At 55.8% G+C, this 15079-nt stretch carries 10 protein-coding genes; 4 read left to right on the top strand and 6 right to left on the bottom strand.

The annotated features are described in order from the left end of the window. The first annotated feature begins 145 nt into the window (after positions 1-145). Positions 146-1987, top strand: coding sequence for a zinc ribbon domain-containing protein (locus tag KRAC_RS46350; protein ID WP_338010162.1), 1842 nt, complete (start codon positions 146-148; stop codon positions 1985-1987). A gap of 41 nt (positions 1988-2028) precedes the next feature. Here the strand turns inward: KRAC_RS46350 and KRAC_RS46345 are convergent, their stop codons facing one another. Beyond that, a complete protein-coding gene (locus tag KRAC_RS46345; RefSeq protein ID WP_007919221.1) occupies positions 2029-4731 on the bottom strand; it encodes a winged helix-turn-helix domain-containing protein in 2703 nt (900 codons plus the stop codon). Between the two features lie 259 nt (positions 4732-4990). After that, positions 4991-6043 carry a LacI family DNA-binding transcriptional regulator gene (locus KRAC_RS46340; protein ID WP_007919220.1) on the bottom strand — a complete coding sequence of 351 codons (1053 nt, stop codon included), beginning with the start codon at positions 6041-6043 and terminating at the stop codon, positions 4991-4993. A 420-nt stretch (positions 6044-6463) separates the two neighbouring features. On the opposite strand from KRAC_RS46340, the gene KRAC_RS46335 reads away from it, so the two are divergent. From KRAC_RS46335 to KRAC_RS46325, 3 genes are all read left to right on the top strand, one after another. Beyond that, positions 6464-7624 carry a Gfo/Idh/MocA family protein gene (locus tag KRAC_RS46335; RefSeq protein WP_007919219.1) on the top strand — a complete coding sequence of 387 codons (1161 nt, stop codon included), beginning with the start codon at positions 6464-6466 and terminating at the stop codon, positions 7622-7624. Positions 7625-7642: 18 nt separating this feature from the next. Further along, positions 7643-8806 carry a dihydrodipicolinate synthase family protein gene (locus KRAC_RS46330; protein WP_007919218.1) on the top strand — a complete coding sequence of 388 codons (1164 nt, stop codon included), beginning with the start codon at positions 7643-7645 and terminating at the stop codon, positions 8804-8806. A 123-nt stretch (positions 8807-8929) separates the two neighbouring features. After that, a complete protein-coding gene (locus KRAC_RS46325) occupies positions 8930-9709 on the top strand; it encodes a sugar phosphate isomerase/epimerase family protein (RefSeq protein WP_040447938.1) in 780 nt (259 codons plus the stop codon). Between the two features lie 78 nt (positions 9710-9787). Here the strand turns inward: KRAC_RS46325 and KRAC_RS46320 are convergent, their stop codons facing one another. From KRAC_RS46320 to KRAC_RS46305, 4 genes are all read right to left on the bottom strand, one after another. Beyond that, positions 9788-10225, bottom strand: a complete 438-nt coding sequence (locus KRAC_RS46320; RefSeq protein WP_007919215.1) for a DUF4383 domain-containing protein — start codon at positions 10223-10225, stop codon at positions 9788-9790. A gap of 226 nt (positions 10226-10451) precedes the next feature. After that, entirely contained in the window at positions 10452-11219 is a 768-nt protein-coding gene (locus KRAC_RS46315) for a PKD domain-containing protein (protein WP_007919213.1), read from the bottom strand. Beyond that, on the bottom strand, positions 11219-13600 hold the full coding sequence (locus KRAC_RS46310; RefSeq protein WP_007919212.1) for a zinc ribbon domain-containing protein: 2382 nt from the start codon (positions 13598-13600) through the stop codon (positions 11219-11221). The genes KRAC_RS46315 and KRAC_RS46310 overlap by 1 nt, the downstream gene beginning before the upstream one ends. A gap of 225 nt (positions 13601-13825) precedes the next feature. Beyond that, positions 13826-15058: an RNA-guided endonuclease InsQ/TnpB family protein gene (locus KRAC_RS46305; RefSeq protein ID WP_007919210.1), complete on the bottom strand. Its 1233-nt coding sequence runs from the start codon at positions 15056-15058 to the stop codon at positions 13826-13828. Positions 15059-15079 lie beyond the last annotated feature (21 nt).

The following is a 15079-nucleotide window of genomic DNA, read 5'->3' as shown; positions in this document are numbered from 1 at the left end:
CACATGTTGATTTTTCGTATACTTCAGGTATCGAGGTCAACGCATCGATGGCCCAGCAGCGAATCGTCTCGCGGGGTCAGAAACCAGGAGGACGCAGGTGGTCAAAACGCAAACGCTCTCGTTCCCCATCCGCGTGCCCGATGGCATGCAAGCTCAGGCCCTGCGGCTCCTCGATGCCAGCCGCCTCGCCATCAACCAGATCATCACCACGCTCTGGCCCCAGCTCGATGCCTTTGCTGGCGAGAGGGCCGGTCCTGCCTGGAAGCAGGTCGAGCGCCACCTGCTCATCCGCTCTGGTCACGGCAACCGCCAGGAGCGCTGCGAGATGGAGCAGGCGGGCCGCATCCTGCGCGCCCAGGCCAGCCGCAAGCGCGTCTTCGAGGCGATCGTGCCCCTGCTCTCCGAGGGCTTGATCATCCCCGCCCAAGGCAAGCGGCCCGCCAGAAAAGATCACCGGCAGATCAACGAGCAGGTTCGCACCTCGCGCGCACAGCTGCAGGATGCCGGGGAGGATGCTGAGGCGTTTGTGGCCATGACCAATCTCATGGCACAGGCCTGCAACTGGTACTTGCAAACCGGAGCGTTCCCCAGCACCTATGAAGCCCTTCAACCCGTGCCCGTCCTCTCGGTCGGTCACCTGACCTTCGCCGGAGACGACGGCATGAAGGCAGAGCAGACCTATCGGGCACGCATCGAGCTGGCCCCGGGCTGCGATCTCGAGAGCAGGCAAGAGCGACAACTCGCATCGCTCTCCCTGCGACTGCGCACCCCCGATGACCAGGGGAAATGGAGCTGGGGAGCCTGGAGCCAGGCCATCGCGCTGCCCCCCGCCGTCTGCGCGTCCCTCGCGCAAGGGGCTCTCCCCCAGGCGCCAACGTTGAGAGAGATCCGGGGCGACGATGGCAGCCGCGTGGCCGTGCTCGATCTCACCCTGGAGGTACCGGCCAGGTACGTCTCTCCGCTCGAGCAGGAGACGCGCGTGCTGGGCTGGGACTGGGGCGTGCGCTCGCTGATCACCGTCTCGATCCTGCAACGACCGGAGGAGGGCGACGAGGAGCGGTCCCGGCAGGTGAGCCGTCCGGTCTTCCTGGATACGGGCGGCATCGATGGCAGGCAGGCGCGCTTGCGAAGGGAGATTGATCGGCTCAAGGCCTGCCGCGATCGCTACGGACAGTTCGTCAAGGAGGCCCAGGCCGCCCACCAGGAGCATGGGGTCCCACTCCCCGCGCATCTTGCGGGCTGGCAGCAGCGGGTCCGGGAGTACGATGCGCGCATCAGCCAGTGCTGGAAGAGCTACGAGCGGAGAAACCGCGAACTGGCGCACCTGGCCTCGAACCTGTTGATCCTGCTGGCGCTGCTCTCCGACTGCCGGCTCATCTGCGGAGAAGACCTCAGGACGCTCAAGACGCAGGGGCGTGGCCGTGGGGTGCGGGGACGCTTCCGCAACTGGCGCAACAATACCACGGTGCGAGGTGAGCTCTGGCGCGTCCTCAAATACAAGTGCCACCTGTTGGGCATCCGGGCGCGGCAGGTGGAAGCGCGTGGCACGACCCATACCTGCCCTCGCTGTGGTGAGCCGGCCAAGACGTACGCCTCTGCGGCACCAGAGGACCGCACACAGGCCATCTCGTGGGGGCCGATGCTCTGCTGCTCGAACCCCGAGTGCCTGTGGAAGGGGGCGAGGGATTACGCGGCGTCGCTCAATATCGCCCGGCTGGGCATGGCCTTTCTCCTCACCTATCAGCAAACCAGGCGGTACGAGTCGTACCGCGTGACTTCTTTGGAGGTCAACTCCTGCTTGTATAGCGGGCAGGAGGCGACGCTGCTGTTGCCGTCGCAGGGGATCACACCCCGCCCGCGAGAGGGCAAACATGTGTACTATGCCGGATGGTCCTACACCATCGCACTGCGCACCTCTCAGCCCAGAGAGGTGCTTGCCATCCTTTCGACGTCTCATCTGAGGAAGGACGTGCTCTCAAGTGCGTGAACATCGCATAGTATCATGTTTTGCAACGGTAGGAAAATTGATCAGAGTAGATGCAAGCGTTTTGCGGCATCGTAGGCATCTTTACGGCTGGACACATTGAGTTTGTGATAGATACTCCTGATCTGGGTCTTGATGGTATTGACTGAGACGATCAGCTCGCTTGCGATCTCTGGACGAGAACGACCAGCCGCAAGCAGGCGCAGGACACGCACTTCCTGAGGACTAAGCAGGTCTTCGCCAGGAACGGTATCGGGTCCGGAGAAGTGGCGGATGAGTTCGTGGGCATAGACACGCAGAGAGTTGTCAGAGATATCACGGATGGTCGTGCGCAAGAGAATACACATTGGCTCACCCTTATCGAGAAAGAGACGTTGATATCCCTCAGGATGTGCCTTCTCAAGCGCGAGGAGGAGAAGGCGTCGAGCATTGAGCAAGGCGCTCTCATCCTCACGCTCAGTAGCATGGGCCAGGACCATTAGTGTGAGGCACTCTAATTCGCTATTCACCCGGCCTTGCTCGCGGGCCTGGGGAAGCAGTGATGAGAGTACAGATAGTGCCTTGGCTGTATACTCTTGCGCGATAAGCAGGCGTGCCGTGACCAGTGTCTCCCGCTCGCGGAGTAGGTAGGTCAAGGACTCTTCATGGCAAGGAAGGTTGGCAGACCAGCGCCGCGCGGTCGCCAGGTTGCCATGTACGAGTGCTACGCTAGCCTGCTCCAGTAGCAGTTCACGGCGCAGACCCGCTCTTTGTACATGTGTCAGAAGGGAGGACGCATTCCGTGCATACTCCTGCTGTCCAGTTATACGGGCTAGCAAGAACAAGGCCCGGATTTTAAGCTCTTCCGTTTTGCGATGCTGACCTATAGAGAGAGCCTCGCGTGCCTGCTGTTCCGCGCATTCCAACATATTCCACTCGTAGGAGAGATGTGCCAGCCCGAGCAGCGCGCCCCCTTTATCATCGAGCCAGTATTCCTTCATATTCTGGCTCTCCATCTCTGCGAGGATCTGTTTATAGAACGTACTTGCCTGGTGGAGTTGGCCGCGCCAGTGGCTCATTTCAGCCTGGGCGGCGATCGACGCGAGCATGGGAGAGGTCGAACCACAGGATGTGAGAAGCTGGCGAGCCTGGATACAGGCCTCCCAGGCCTTGTCGAAGCGCCCAGCCCACAGGTCCTCCAGGCTCACATTCAACAGGCTCATACCGCGCCATTGCACTTCATGGTCCGCGAGATGAACCAGGGATTCTCGTGCCAGGCGGAACGACTCGGCATACTCTTCCTGCCAGAGTGCGACGAGCGCACGGAACGCCAGGATCTGAGCAAGGCGCTTCACATTGCCCTCATCGTGCCAGTAACGTTCCGCAAGGCGCAGGGGGACCTCGATGCGTGCCTTCGTAAGCGGAGCATAGCGATCCTGCGTAAAAAGCAGCGCTACAGCGTACAGGAAGCCCAGACCAGGTTGGGCTTCCATAGCCTCTGGTGGCAGCGTTCTCAGCCAGCGCCAGAGCGTCTGGTGCTCGAAGTAATCACCCCAGGGTTCCACGAGGCGTATGATGAGGTTCGCCATGTTGGTAAAGTCATGGGCACGCATAGCAGTTTCAATCGCCTCCGGCAGCATATGCTTACGCTCAAACCATGCGCTGGCACGCTTCAGGCACGCATAAATCTCTTCCTCGCCAAGGCGTCTCTGGGCCTCGTGCTGCATAGCTTCAGCAAAGAGAGCGTGATAGCGATACCAGACTTGCGCGCCGTCGAGAGGCTGCAGAAACATGTTTGCGCGCTCCATATGCTCAAGCGCTGCAGCACTATCAGTCCGACCAGTTACTGCGTCGCAGAGGGAGGATGTCAGACCATCGAGCAGACTTGTCTGAAGCAAGAATGTCTGGAGGTGTTCAGGCTGTTCACGTAGGATCTCGTCGACCAGGTATTCTTGTATGTGGCGATGACGACCAGAGAGGTCTGCGATAATCTGTTCAGCTTCGGGCGTGTTTTCATGCCCGCGTAAGGCCAATGAAGCCAACTGGATACCAGCTGGCCAGCCCTCAGCGCGTTCGTAGAGGTGCTGAACGATTTTATCGGGTAGCGGATGATCAAGCGAGTTTCTGAGAAAGAGTCGCGTCTCCTCAAGAGTAAAACGAAGGTCAGCGCTACGCAACTCATAGAGATCATCGCTGGCACGCAGGCGCGCCAATGGTAAGGGAGGATCGCTTCTAGTCAAGAGGATCAGGCGCAGGCCAGATGAGTGAAGCTGAAACAGCCTCGCCAGAGCTTTATGTATCTCTGGTGTCACGATGACGTGATAGTCTTCTAACACCACCATACCCACCTGGGTGTAGCTGCTCAGGTCATTGAGGAAGGAGGAGACAACCATATCCTGCAAGCGCTCGGGTTGCAACCGAAGCGGCGACTGTAATAGCGCCAGCGTGGTTCGCCCCACACCTGGGTAGAGTTCCTGGCAGGCGGTAATGAAGTAGCGCCAGAAACGAATGGGATCGTTATCACCTTCATCGAGTGCTAGCCAGGCCACAGCGGGTGATGCCTGGCATGTGTTGCGATGGGTCGCCCACGCACTGGCCAGCGTAGTTTTCCCATACCCGGCGGGGGCAGAGACAACGGTCAGCCTGCGTTCGGAGGCGGCGTCCAGGCATGCCTGAAGCGCTTCGCGTTGCACCAGTGATGGGCGCAAACGTGGTAGTTGGAGTTTGGGGGCCAGCACTGGTGGCAGTGACAGTGCCTCACTACTCACAAGAATTGCTCCTTCGTCAAATCTATCGTGACAATACCTTTCCTCAGATTACAATGTTTGTGAGTCCAACGCAATGCCTGTACTTATTCAGTACGCCTAAAAACCTTTCTCTATCATCTGCCTCTTAGGGAAATCTCCTGAGGGTTTATCGGTGAGGAAAAGGTTATCTCATGAGTGCGACTATGCGAGTATAGTTTTGCTGGCTATAGGGATACCGTACTTTTTCGTCAACATCGCATGGTAGGCCATAGGCATGATGCTAGCTTGTCTGTAGTGGTGCGTAGGCTCGGGTAGTAGCGCGGGGCACAATTTGTACTGGCAGCAGTTCGGAGCCTATGGCGTCCTCATGTTGCAGTTGAGCCAGGAGCTTGCGCATGCCGCTTCGGCCTAAATTGCGCAGGCCAATATGGACTGTCGTGAGGGCGGGCACAACCACCTGGGCCATGGGTAGGTCACCAAAGCCACAGACGGAGAAGTCTTCTGGCACGCGCCAGCCGAGGCTGTTAAGTCCTCGAAGAACGCCAAAGGCCGTCTCGTCGTTGGCGGCGAAAATCGCGCTGGGACGCTGAGGCTCAGGCAACTGGGCCAGGTTGCGCACCGCCTGTTCGCCTCCCTCGCGGTCAAAGCCTCCCGCCAGGATAAGCGTGTGATCAACATCCAGGCCTGCCTCAATGAGCGCGGCCATATAGCCTTGTAGACGCATATTGGCCACAATCAGGTTGGAGGGGCCGCCTATAAACGCGATTCGCCGATGTCCCAGCTCCAATAGATAGCGTGTCATGGCACGCGCTCCGCTAGCATTATCAACCTGGATAGCGGGTACCTGAAGTGTATGTTGAGCCAGGGTTACTATTGCTGCCCCGCGCTCACGCATAGTTTGCACTATGGTATTGAGACGCTCAGTATGGCCAGGTTCATTGAGGCCGCTTCCCGCGAAGATGACACCATCGGCGCGGTAGTCCTGGAGCATCTGGAGATAGTGTAGCTCGCGCTCACCTTTGCGCTCAGTATTGCAGACGATAGTGAGATAGCCGCAATCGTTCGCCACCTCTTCGACACCGCGTGTAATCTCAGCGAAATAGGGATCGGCGTTATCGCCCACAAGGACTGCGACCAGGTTACTGCGTTGAGCACGCAGGCTACGTGCCAGAGAGTTAGGTGCATAATGTAACTCCTGGGCGGCCTGCAGCACTTTGCCGCGTGTCTCCTCGCTGACGGGATAGGAGGCGTTACTTAAAACACGACTGGCGCTGGCCACCGAGACCCCGGCGTGCCTGGCCACATCCACAATTGAGACTAACTGTTTCCCCATCGCTCTAACTCTCTACTCCCCATTGCGCACATATGCAAGCTGTATTAGTAATGGATTACTATGCAAGTATTCCTGAGTCCCCCACTTTTGTCAAGTGGAAGACAGGGATGCTCAAAAGTTCTTTTTGAGCATCCGCTTTCGTGCTTGCTGCGCTCAAGGGTAAGGAGGGATGAGCAGGAAGGGCATGACATGGATAACTTTTGAGAAGCCCGCGTGAAGGAGAAAAGACATTGACAAAAATACTCCGGGGTGTTTATAGTTAGTAACAGTAAACGTTTACTATAAAATGGACCTGAACTTAGTCATATTTTGGGAATAAGAGCTTATAAAGCCCTTCTCTTTTATCCTGAACATGAGAGCGAGAGGATAACGTTTTCTCGATGGCGAGATAGTGTGGCATAGCCGCGAAAGGAATGGACAATGGCAACACGTAGAATTGGCATCATTATGAATGGTGTTACCGGGCGCATGGGCATGAATCAGCACTTGATCCGCTCGATTATCGCCATTCGTGAGCAGGGAGGCGTCAAACTGCCTGATGGCGATGTATTAATGCCCGATCCTATTCTGGTTGGGCGCAATGCGCAAAAGATAGAGGCTCTGGCGCGAGCGCACGGCATCACACGCTGGAGCACCGACCTGGAGAGTTGTTTGCGCAACCAGGAAGACGAGATTTACTTTGATGCCCAGACGACGAAGCAGCGTTATGAGAGCGTCAGTGCCGCCATTCGTGCCGGGAAACATATCTACTGCGAGAAACCGACCGCGACCGATACGCAGGAAGCCCTCGCGTTGGCAGTCCAGGCGCGCCAGGCGGGGATCAAACATGGTGTGGTACAGGATAAGCTCTTTTTGCCAGGCCTCTTAAAGCTCAAACGTGTGATCGATAGTGGTTTCTTTGGGCGTATCCTCTCGGTGCGCGGCGAGTTTGGCTACTGGGTCTTTGAGGGCGATTGGCAGCCTGGGCAGAGACCATCCTGGAACTATCGCCAGGAGGATGGGGGTGGCATCATTGTAGACATGGTCTGTCACTGGCGCTATGTCCTGGCGAACCTCTTTGGTGAGGTTCAGGCCCTCTCCTGCCTGGGAGCTACGCATATTCCTGAGCGCGTCGATGAGCAGGGCCAGCCCTATGCCAGTACCGCTGATGACGCCGCTTATGCCACCTTTGAGCTAGCTGGTGGTATTATAGCTCATTTTAACTCATCCTGGTGCGTTCGTGTGTATCGCGATGAACTGCTTTCGATCCAGGTTGATGGCACACATGGCAGCGCGGTCGCTGGCTTGCGCGAGTGCAAGGTGCAGAGCCGCGTGAACACGCCAAAAGCGGTCTGGAATCCTGACATTCCAAACCCCATTGATTTCTATGCCAACTGGCAGGACGTGCCAGATAATGCCATATTTGAGAACGCCTTCAAGGTCCAGTGGGAAATGTTCCTCAAGCATGTCGCCTGTGATACCCCCTTCCCGTGGGATTTGCTGGCAGGCGCTCGAGGCGTGCAGGTAGCCGAACTGGGGCTACGCTCCTGGCAGGAGAGACGCTGGGTAGACGTTCCCGACCTGGCTGCTGAACTGAGTTAGGTGAGGAGTGAAGCACACATGACCTATCAGATACGTCTGCCACGCGTTAACCATACGCTGGAAACATACACCCTTTCAGAGGTCTCACCATATTCCCTGACAAGCGCGCCAGCGCGCCAGCGCAAGGCCTACGCAGCTGCGCACGTGGTTGCCGACCCCTTCGCCGATAATACTCCTGGCGCCGGAGCGACATTGGATTGGGATGCGACCCTGGCCTATCGCCGCTATCTCTGGGGCCTGGGCTTCTCAGTCGCAGAAGCCATGGATACGGCACAGCGCGGCATGGGTTTGGATTGGATGGTATCTCAAGAGTTGATACGCCGCTCGCTGACTGAGGCGCGGTCCTATGGGGGTGAGATCGCCTGTGGCGCAGGTACAGATCACCTACTGCCCAGGCCGGGCCTGACCCTCGCCGATGTCATAGAGGCCTATCAGGAGCAGTGTGCCTTTATCGAGGGGCAGGGTGGACGCATCATTCTGATGGCGAGCCGCGCCCTTGCTGCCTGTGCGCGTGCGCCAGAGGATTATGTCTACGTCTACGATGCCATTCTCTCGCAGGTAAGCCAACCCGTTATTCTGCACTGGCTTGGCGAGATGTTTGATCCCGCTCTTGCCTCCTATTGGGGGCATGCTGAGCATGGTGCGGCGATGGAGGCCTGCCTCGACCTCATTCAGCGCCACGTGAGCAAGATTGGCGGCATCAAGATCTCACTCTTAGATGCTGAGCGCGAAGTCGAGATGCGGCGTCGCCTGCCGGAGGGAGTGCGCATGTATACCGGCGACGACTTCAATTTTGCCCGCCTCATTCGTGGAGATGAACAGGGCTATAGTCACGCCTTGCTGGGGATCTTTGACGCCATCGCGCCCGCCGCCGCTGCTGCTTTTCAAGCGTTAGATGCCCAGGAATGGGAGCGCTATGGAGCCATCCTGGCACCCACGGTGCCGCTCTCGCGTCATATCTTCCAGGCTCCTACCTACTACTACAAAACAGGCGTCGTCTTTATGGCATACCTGAATGGGCACCAGGAGCATTTTCGCCTGGTAGCAGGCCTGGAGAGCGCGCGCTCGCTTGTGCACCTATCCGACCTGTTTATCCTGGCGGATAAGGCGGGCCTGCTTGTAGATCCTGCTATGGCCTGTGAACGCATGCGGCGTGTGCTGGCTGTGGCTGGCATGGCCTAGAGAGGAAGAAGCATGCACGACGACATATTTACAAATCTCTCAAATCTCTCAAATCTCTCAAATCTCTCAAATCTCTCAAATCTCTCAAATCTCTCAAATCTCTCGCGCTTGAGCTTGAATCAGATGACCACTAAGCCCTGGAGCGTACGCGAGGCCGTTGAGGGCTGCGTCCGCGTTGGTATCCCCTCGATTGGTCTCTGGCGCGACAAGGTGGCTGAGGCTGGGCTACAGGAGAGTGTGCGCCTTGTACGTGACGCGGGTCTCAAGGTATCCAGCCTCTGCCGTGGCGGCTGGTTTTGTGCCGCGAGTGCGCGGGAGCGCCAGGAGCGTCTCGATGATAATCGGCGCGCCATAGAAGAGGCAGCAGTGCTGGGAACAGAGACGCTGGTGTTGGTGTGCGGCCCCGCCGCGGATCGGGATCTGCTTGCGGCGCGTGCCTATGTCGAAGAGTCGATAAGCATCTTACTGCCATATGCACAAGAGCACGGCGTAAAGCTAGGTATCGAGCCACTACATCCCATGTACGCGGGCGATCGCTCAGTGATCGTCAGCCTGGGCGAGGCAAATCGGCTTGTGCGGCGCCTGGCGCATCCAGGTGTTGGCGTCATCATTGATGCCTATCATGTATGGTGGGACCCCGAATTGGAAGAACAGGTTGCCGCAGCGAGTGGCCACATCCTGGGCTTCCATGTGTGTGACTGGCTTGTACCCACGCCCGATATGTTGAATGGCCGGGGCATGATGGGCTATGGCGTCATCGACCTGCGCCGCCTGCGGCGTCTGGTGGAGGCCGCAGGCTATAGCGGCCCCATTGAAGTGGAGATCTTCAATCAAGCGCTCTGGGAGCTACCAGGCATGGAGGTCCTACACTTGATGAGCGAGCGCTACAAGCAATGTGTCTAGCATAAAAGTATAGTCAAACAACTGCCTGGAGCTTGAAATGCCAGGCAGTTGTCTTGTTTAAGAGCGTGTAGCAAGCGTTTAGCCAGCATCCTGAATGGAGGCTTCGGGTGGCGAGGTTGTTGCCACGCCGGGTAGGCGTTCGGCGGCAAAGCCAATGGCCAGGGCGATAACGCCGAGTAAGAGATGGAGGATATGATCCTCCAGATTGGCATGCATAATGCCCAGCAGGCGACCATCGAAGTAGAGAACGGGATAGGCCAGGCCGAGAAGCCCTACCAGGAGATAGATCACGCCTATCGTACGGTTAAAGGTCCTGGACCACGTGGGACCCATAATAGCCACGACCATAGCTACCACTCCGGTCAGGAAGTGCACCATATTGTGTACAACATCGACATCGAAGATGAGCATGTGTCCTGTTTGCATATCTGCGGAGTACGCAATACCAATGGTGCCTACGATGAGGAATATAATCGCGATAGCCAGGGTAAAGTAGCGATTGACTGTCCAGGGCATTTCCACGCCTCCTTTTGTGGCAACTGAGCAGGCAGACCATAGAAGAGGTGTACAAATTTATTTTAATATGTGTTAATGGATAAAGCAAGCATGGATATCTAATCTTTCGCGCCTACGGCGTGCAGGGAGAAAGAGGTGTATGCATGGGAAATTGGGCATTGCCCAATTTCCCATGCATACACCTCTTTCTCGAATGCTTCAATTATCAGGTTTGTGTAAAAGGGCGTTAAGAACCCTGAACCTGGACAGTCTGCGTGGCTGGGTCGCTTTTCTGGCCGAAAGTATCGGTGACCACGAGTTTTACTGTATAGGTTCCGCCTTTACTATAGCTGTGTGAATTTGAAGTACAGTTATAAGAGCTAGTATCGTCCTCGACTGTGCCATCGCCAAAGTCCCAGGTGCAGCTAGCAATTGATGTGCTTTCACCGATATTTGAGGTATCGACGCGGAAGTAAACATACGTGTAAAAGGAGTTATCTGTCGTGAAGGTGACGACCGGTTTGGGTGGATAGGTAGTGACAGACATTTTATCCTGGCTTATATGTCCTAGCGGATCGGTCACGGTCACTGTGACGTTGTGTGAGCCTACGCTTGTAAAGACAAAGTTGACGTGCTGGCCCTCTTTATTTACGACATTGGTTCCACTGCTACTGGTGTTTGAGGTATCGCTGGTGTTCGCGGAGGGCGTATCGTCGAAGGCCCAGGTGTATTTCAAATCGCGTCCGGTACCCTGGGCGCTAAATTGAATTTCGTCTTGCGTATGGTAGGTTTGCGCCGTCAATTGATTGATGTGCACGACAGGCTGGGGGTATCCCAGTTCCAATCCTCGCTGGCCTGACCAGGAGAGCCAGATCAAGCTGGCAGCCAGGATCGCAATGATCACCAGAATGGTGAGTACCAGCGCAATGCGTCGCCGTGTGCTCAATCCCGCTGGCAGTGGATAAAAGCCTGAATTTGTGGGTGTAAATGTAGGGATGGTGGTACCAGGCTGCATTATGCGTTCCCTCCCTGAATATTTGATTCTGTAAACGGCTGTGATGCTTCGACTGGCGGTGTCGTCGGAGGTTGAGGTTGTACCCCTGTTTGGGGTTGGAGTGAAGCAAAGTAGGGCAATAGCGGGTCGTGGGCCAGGGCCGCTGCTGCCGAACTTACAAGCAAGATACCAGGTAGAGCAATCAATAAGAGCGTCATAACATTGCGGAAATTCTCGCTCTGCTCGCGGGTAAGCGCCTGAGCCTGTTGGACCAGCATCAATCCAACGAAGAGAGAGAGAATACCCAGCACAATCGCCACAATCAGCGCTGTATAGAGCAGTACATAGGCGCTACTCCGCTTCATCTGTCGAGGGCGCCCCAGGAGCAGATCAAAGAAGATATAGAGCGGGGTAAAGAGGAGCGCGACTGGTTTAACCAGGAGGCCAAGCACTCTACTTATGACCGAGCGTAAGCCGCTATTCTGATAGGCTCCACCGAGCGCCCCCAGGAGCACCCCGCTGACCAGGCCCCAGAGCAACACATCTCCTGCCTGTGTCCCAATAGAGATGGTGCCTGGGTTGGCTATATTGGCTGTAGAGAACTGGGTTACGCTATTGGTATTGATCGCGGTGAAGAGCAGCAGCAAGGCGGTAAAGGGGAGCGAGATAAGAGCGCCCTGGATGGCACCGGGGCCGATACCACGCACGCGTGAAATTGCCGCGCTTGCCCGTCCGCCCAGGAAGAGCGCCACGATAGGCACCAGCAGGAGCGCGAAGACCCAGGGGTGGGCTTGAATTCCCATGCCAAGCTGTTTCCATATCTGGTAGGAGCCCGGCTCTATACCAGGGTAGCCATCTTGTCCCTTAGCGTGCTGGACAACAAGAGGAATACCACAGGCATAGGCGAGAAGGCCAACGGCTCGCATCAGTCCCTGGACAAAAACAGCTACTGCCTGAAGCGGGCCGATGTTGGGGTCCGCGATGCGGCCCGGGTTAAAAATCACGTCGGGAATGGAATTATTGGCAGGATAATGGCTGATCTGTGAATACAAACTATAGCCAAAGATCATAGCCAGAGAGAGCCCCAGCAGGAGTGCGCTCAGCCCACCAGCGATGATGCCAGTTAGCTGGGGATGTCTCTGGGTATACAGATAGCGATGCAGGTGATGGCGCATCTGTCCCTGCCCTAGCTTGATTGCAGCGCCCACAAGGCCAAAAACTGCTCCCCACAACAGACCATACAGGAGCAGAGTTGTACTATCAATGGAAATTGTGGAGATGCTCTGTTGTGTCGCAGAGGTGCTGCCCACCGGGGGGATGTTTCCGTTGACCTGGGTTGCGAGCAGGAAGAGCAGGAAGGTATAGGGAATAGCGATGGCCATGCCCCGTACCAGGGAGGCGCCGCGTCTATTGCGGAAGTCTGTGCTAGCTGCGATATAACCTCCCAATGCCAGGAGTAGAGCCTGGAGTAGCAGGAGGCCATGGAAGGGCGAGGTCATCGTCTCAGTATAGGTAGTAACCGTCCCGTTCGAACCGCCAGGAAAGGTATCTTGCAGAGTGGTCTGCGCGTTTTGAGAGATTAGAAATAGCTCAGCAGAATCGCGAAAAGGACTCTGTAGAGGCAGGAACTGGAGCAGATTGCCAGCGGTAAGCTCCCCAGCGTTTGCTATGTGGGTGTCGCTAGAAGCAACATAGTACTGTCGGGAAATGTTTTCCGGTACAGCATTGCTTAGCAGGCTGATAATGCAGAAAAAGCAGAGCATGCCAAGCAGAGTTGAGACCAGCGCGCCCAGGATGATCCCGAAAATAGCATTGTTTGCCAGGTAGGGTTGAAAGAGACGAATAGTAAACTTTTGTGCCCAGTTGGGTCGCTCTGGCAGCACGATAACCACAGGCTGCCGGGGCTGGGCTGGCGCTCCAGGCTGTGCTGGATAGGGAGACGGGGCATAGTTGGCACCCGAAGCCGCCTGCGGAGGAAGCGCCGGCTGAATGCCAGACTGAAAATAATTGGGATTGCTCTGAGCCTGCGGTACAGGAGGATAGGCACCCGAAAACCCGCCCGGCATTGTTGGCACGGATGGATGTGAGGGGTGGGGGCCGCTTGTCAAAGGCTGGGATGAGGCAGGCGTAACCTGTGGAGAAGGTGTATTGATCGGCCCGGTCTCGTTGATTGCAGGCGTATCCTCAACAGGAGACTGAGCCTGAATAGTGGTTGCCTGTGTTGATTGGCTGGAAACCTCGTTTTCAGCTTTGCCGGCGTCAGGTTGAGTATTGACGCTTACCGTCTTATCATCTTCTACTTCCTGTTTCGAGGTAGGTCCTGGTGTAGGTAATCGCGTTCCACAATAATTGCAGAATAATCCATCTGATAGCGTTTCTCTGCCACAATTGGGACAAAACATAGCAATAATACCACCTTACATTCCTAATGTTTTTGCATGTAAGTACTATATTGAAAGCAATGCATCTAAGCGCCCTAATTATAACAGAGCCGTTGGGGTCAATCAAGGAAAAAAAGGTGTTTGCTGTATAAAGTGTCAGTACCCTACGGCGAAAGCCGAGGGCTTGGAGTTGTGTCTGAACTCCACCGCAATTCAGCATACCGTTTCAGGCGTGCGGCTTTGGCTTCATCGTCCGACACAGAAGGCGCGTACTGACAAGAGGCCCGTTCCTATCCAGTCTTGCCGGATAAGAAGCGTTCGCATCGCAATGTTTCTTGCACCAACCAGATCGGCATGGAGCGTGTACTGACAATTCTGACAGACGAAGAGCAATCCTTTGTTGGGTCTATTCTCTTTGCAGGTGTGCCCACATTTGGGGCACGCTTGCGAGGTAGAGTTGGCATCGACCTTGATTGCCATACTTCGATGTAAGAGCGCTTTATAGGCAATCATGCTATGCAACTCAGCGAAGGACCATTTGGAGAAGGTACGATTGGCTTTTCGCTGTTTTGCATTTTTGCCTTTGCGTCGTTTGGTACGTTCTCGAATGTCTGTCAGATGCTCCAGTCCAATCAAGCTTTGAGGGTGCTGTAGGACAATCCGCTTACTCACGACATGATTGGTATTCTGCTTCAACCGTCTCTCTCGTCCACTGATGGCAACGAGCCTTCTTGTCGCTGAACGAGTGCCTTTCTTTTGCAGACGTTTTCTCAGTCGTGCGTAGTGGTTTGCCTTGGGGACAATCTGTTTGCCTGAATGGAAGGTGCAATCCCCTTGCATCATCGCCGTGACGGCAAGGTATCGCATCCCCACATCCACTCCGGCGACCTGCTTGTGCGTTTCAGGTGTAGGATCAGCCGTCTCAATTGCAAGAGAGACAAGGAGGTAAAATTGTTTCTTGGGCTTGTCATACCAGAGTTTCGATGCACCAATCTCCGCTCCACGCTGGATCAATGCAACATGCTTATTGTAGCCAGTATAGGGCACGATAACACGTCCCTCAAGGGTCAGGATGCTCACCTGCTGCTCTTTCTTGAAGGTGTAGTCTTTCTTGTACTGATAGGTCAACGTGGGGGAGATGAACTTGGGAGCCTTATCAAGCCCTTTGTAGCGTTTCTTGGTCTTCCCTTCCTTACGATGAACAGCATTGTTCTTGACCTTTGTCCAGAGGGTTTTATACGAGGCACCAACTTGGCGAGGAACAGAACAGGCCATTTGCGAAGGCAGATGAAAACGGAGGCGGATCTCTTCGTAGGTGGCATCTTGCAAACGAACAGCATTGCTCATCTTGCCATGCGCAAAGGCGTACTGGCTCACATAGTTGAGAGAATCCCGATACGCCAGTTGCGTTGTACGTAATGCCTTGAATTGCTCGGGCGTTGTATTTAATTTGAGTTTCGCTGTTAATACCGTTTGCATACGCTAAATTATACCATAGTT

This window comes from Ktedonobacter racemifer DSM 44963, from assembly GCF_000178855.1.
GTDB classification, from domain to species: Bacteria; Chloroflexota; Ktedonobacteria; order Ktedonobacterales; family Ktedonobacteraceae; genus Ktedonobacter; species Ktedonobacter racemifer.
Note: the sequence above shows the minus strand (reverse complement) of the source record. Positions and strands in the feature narration are given on the sequence as shown.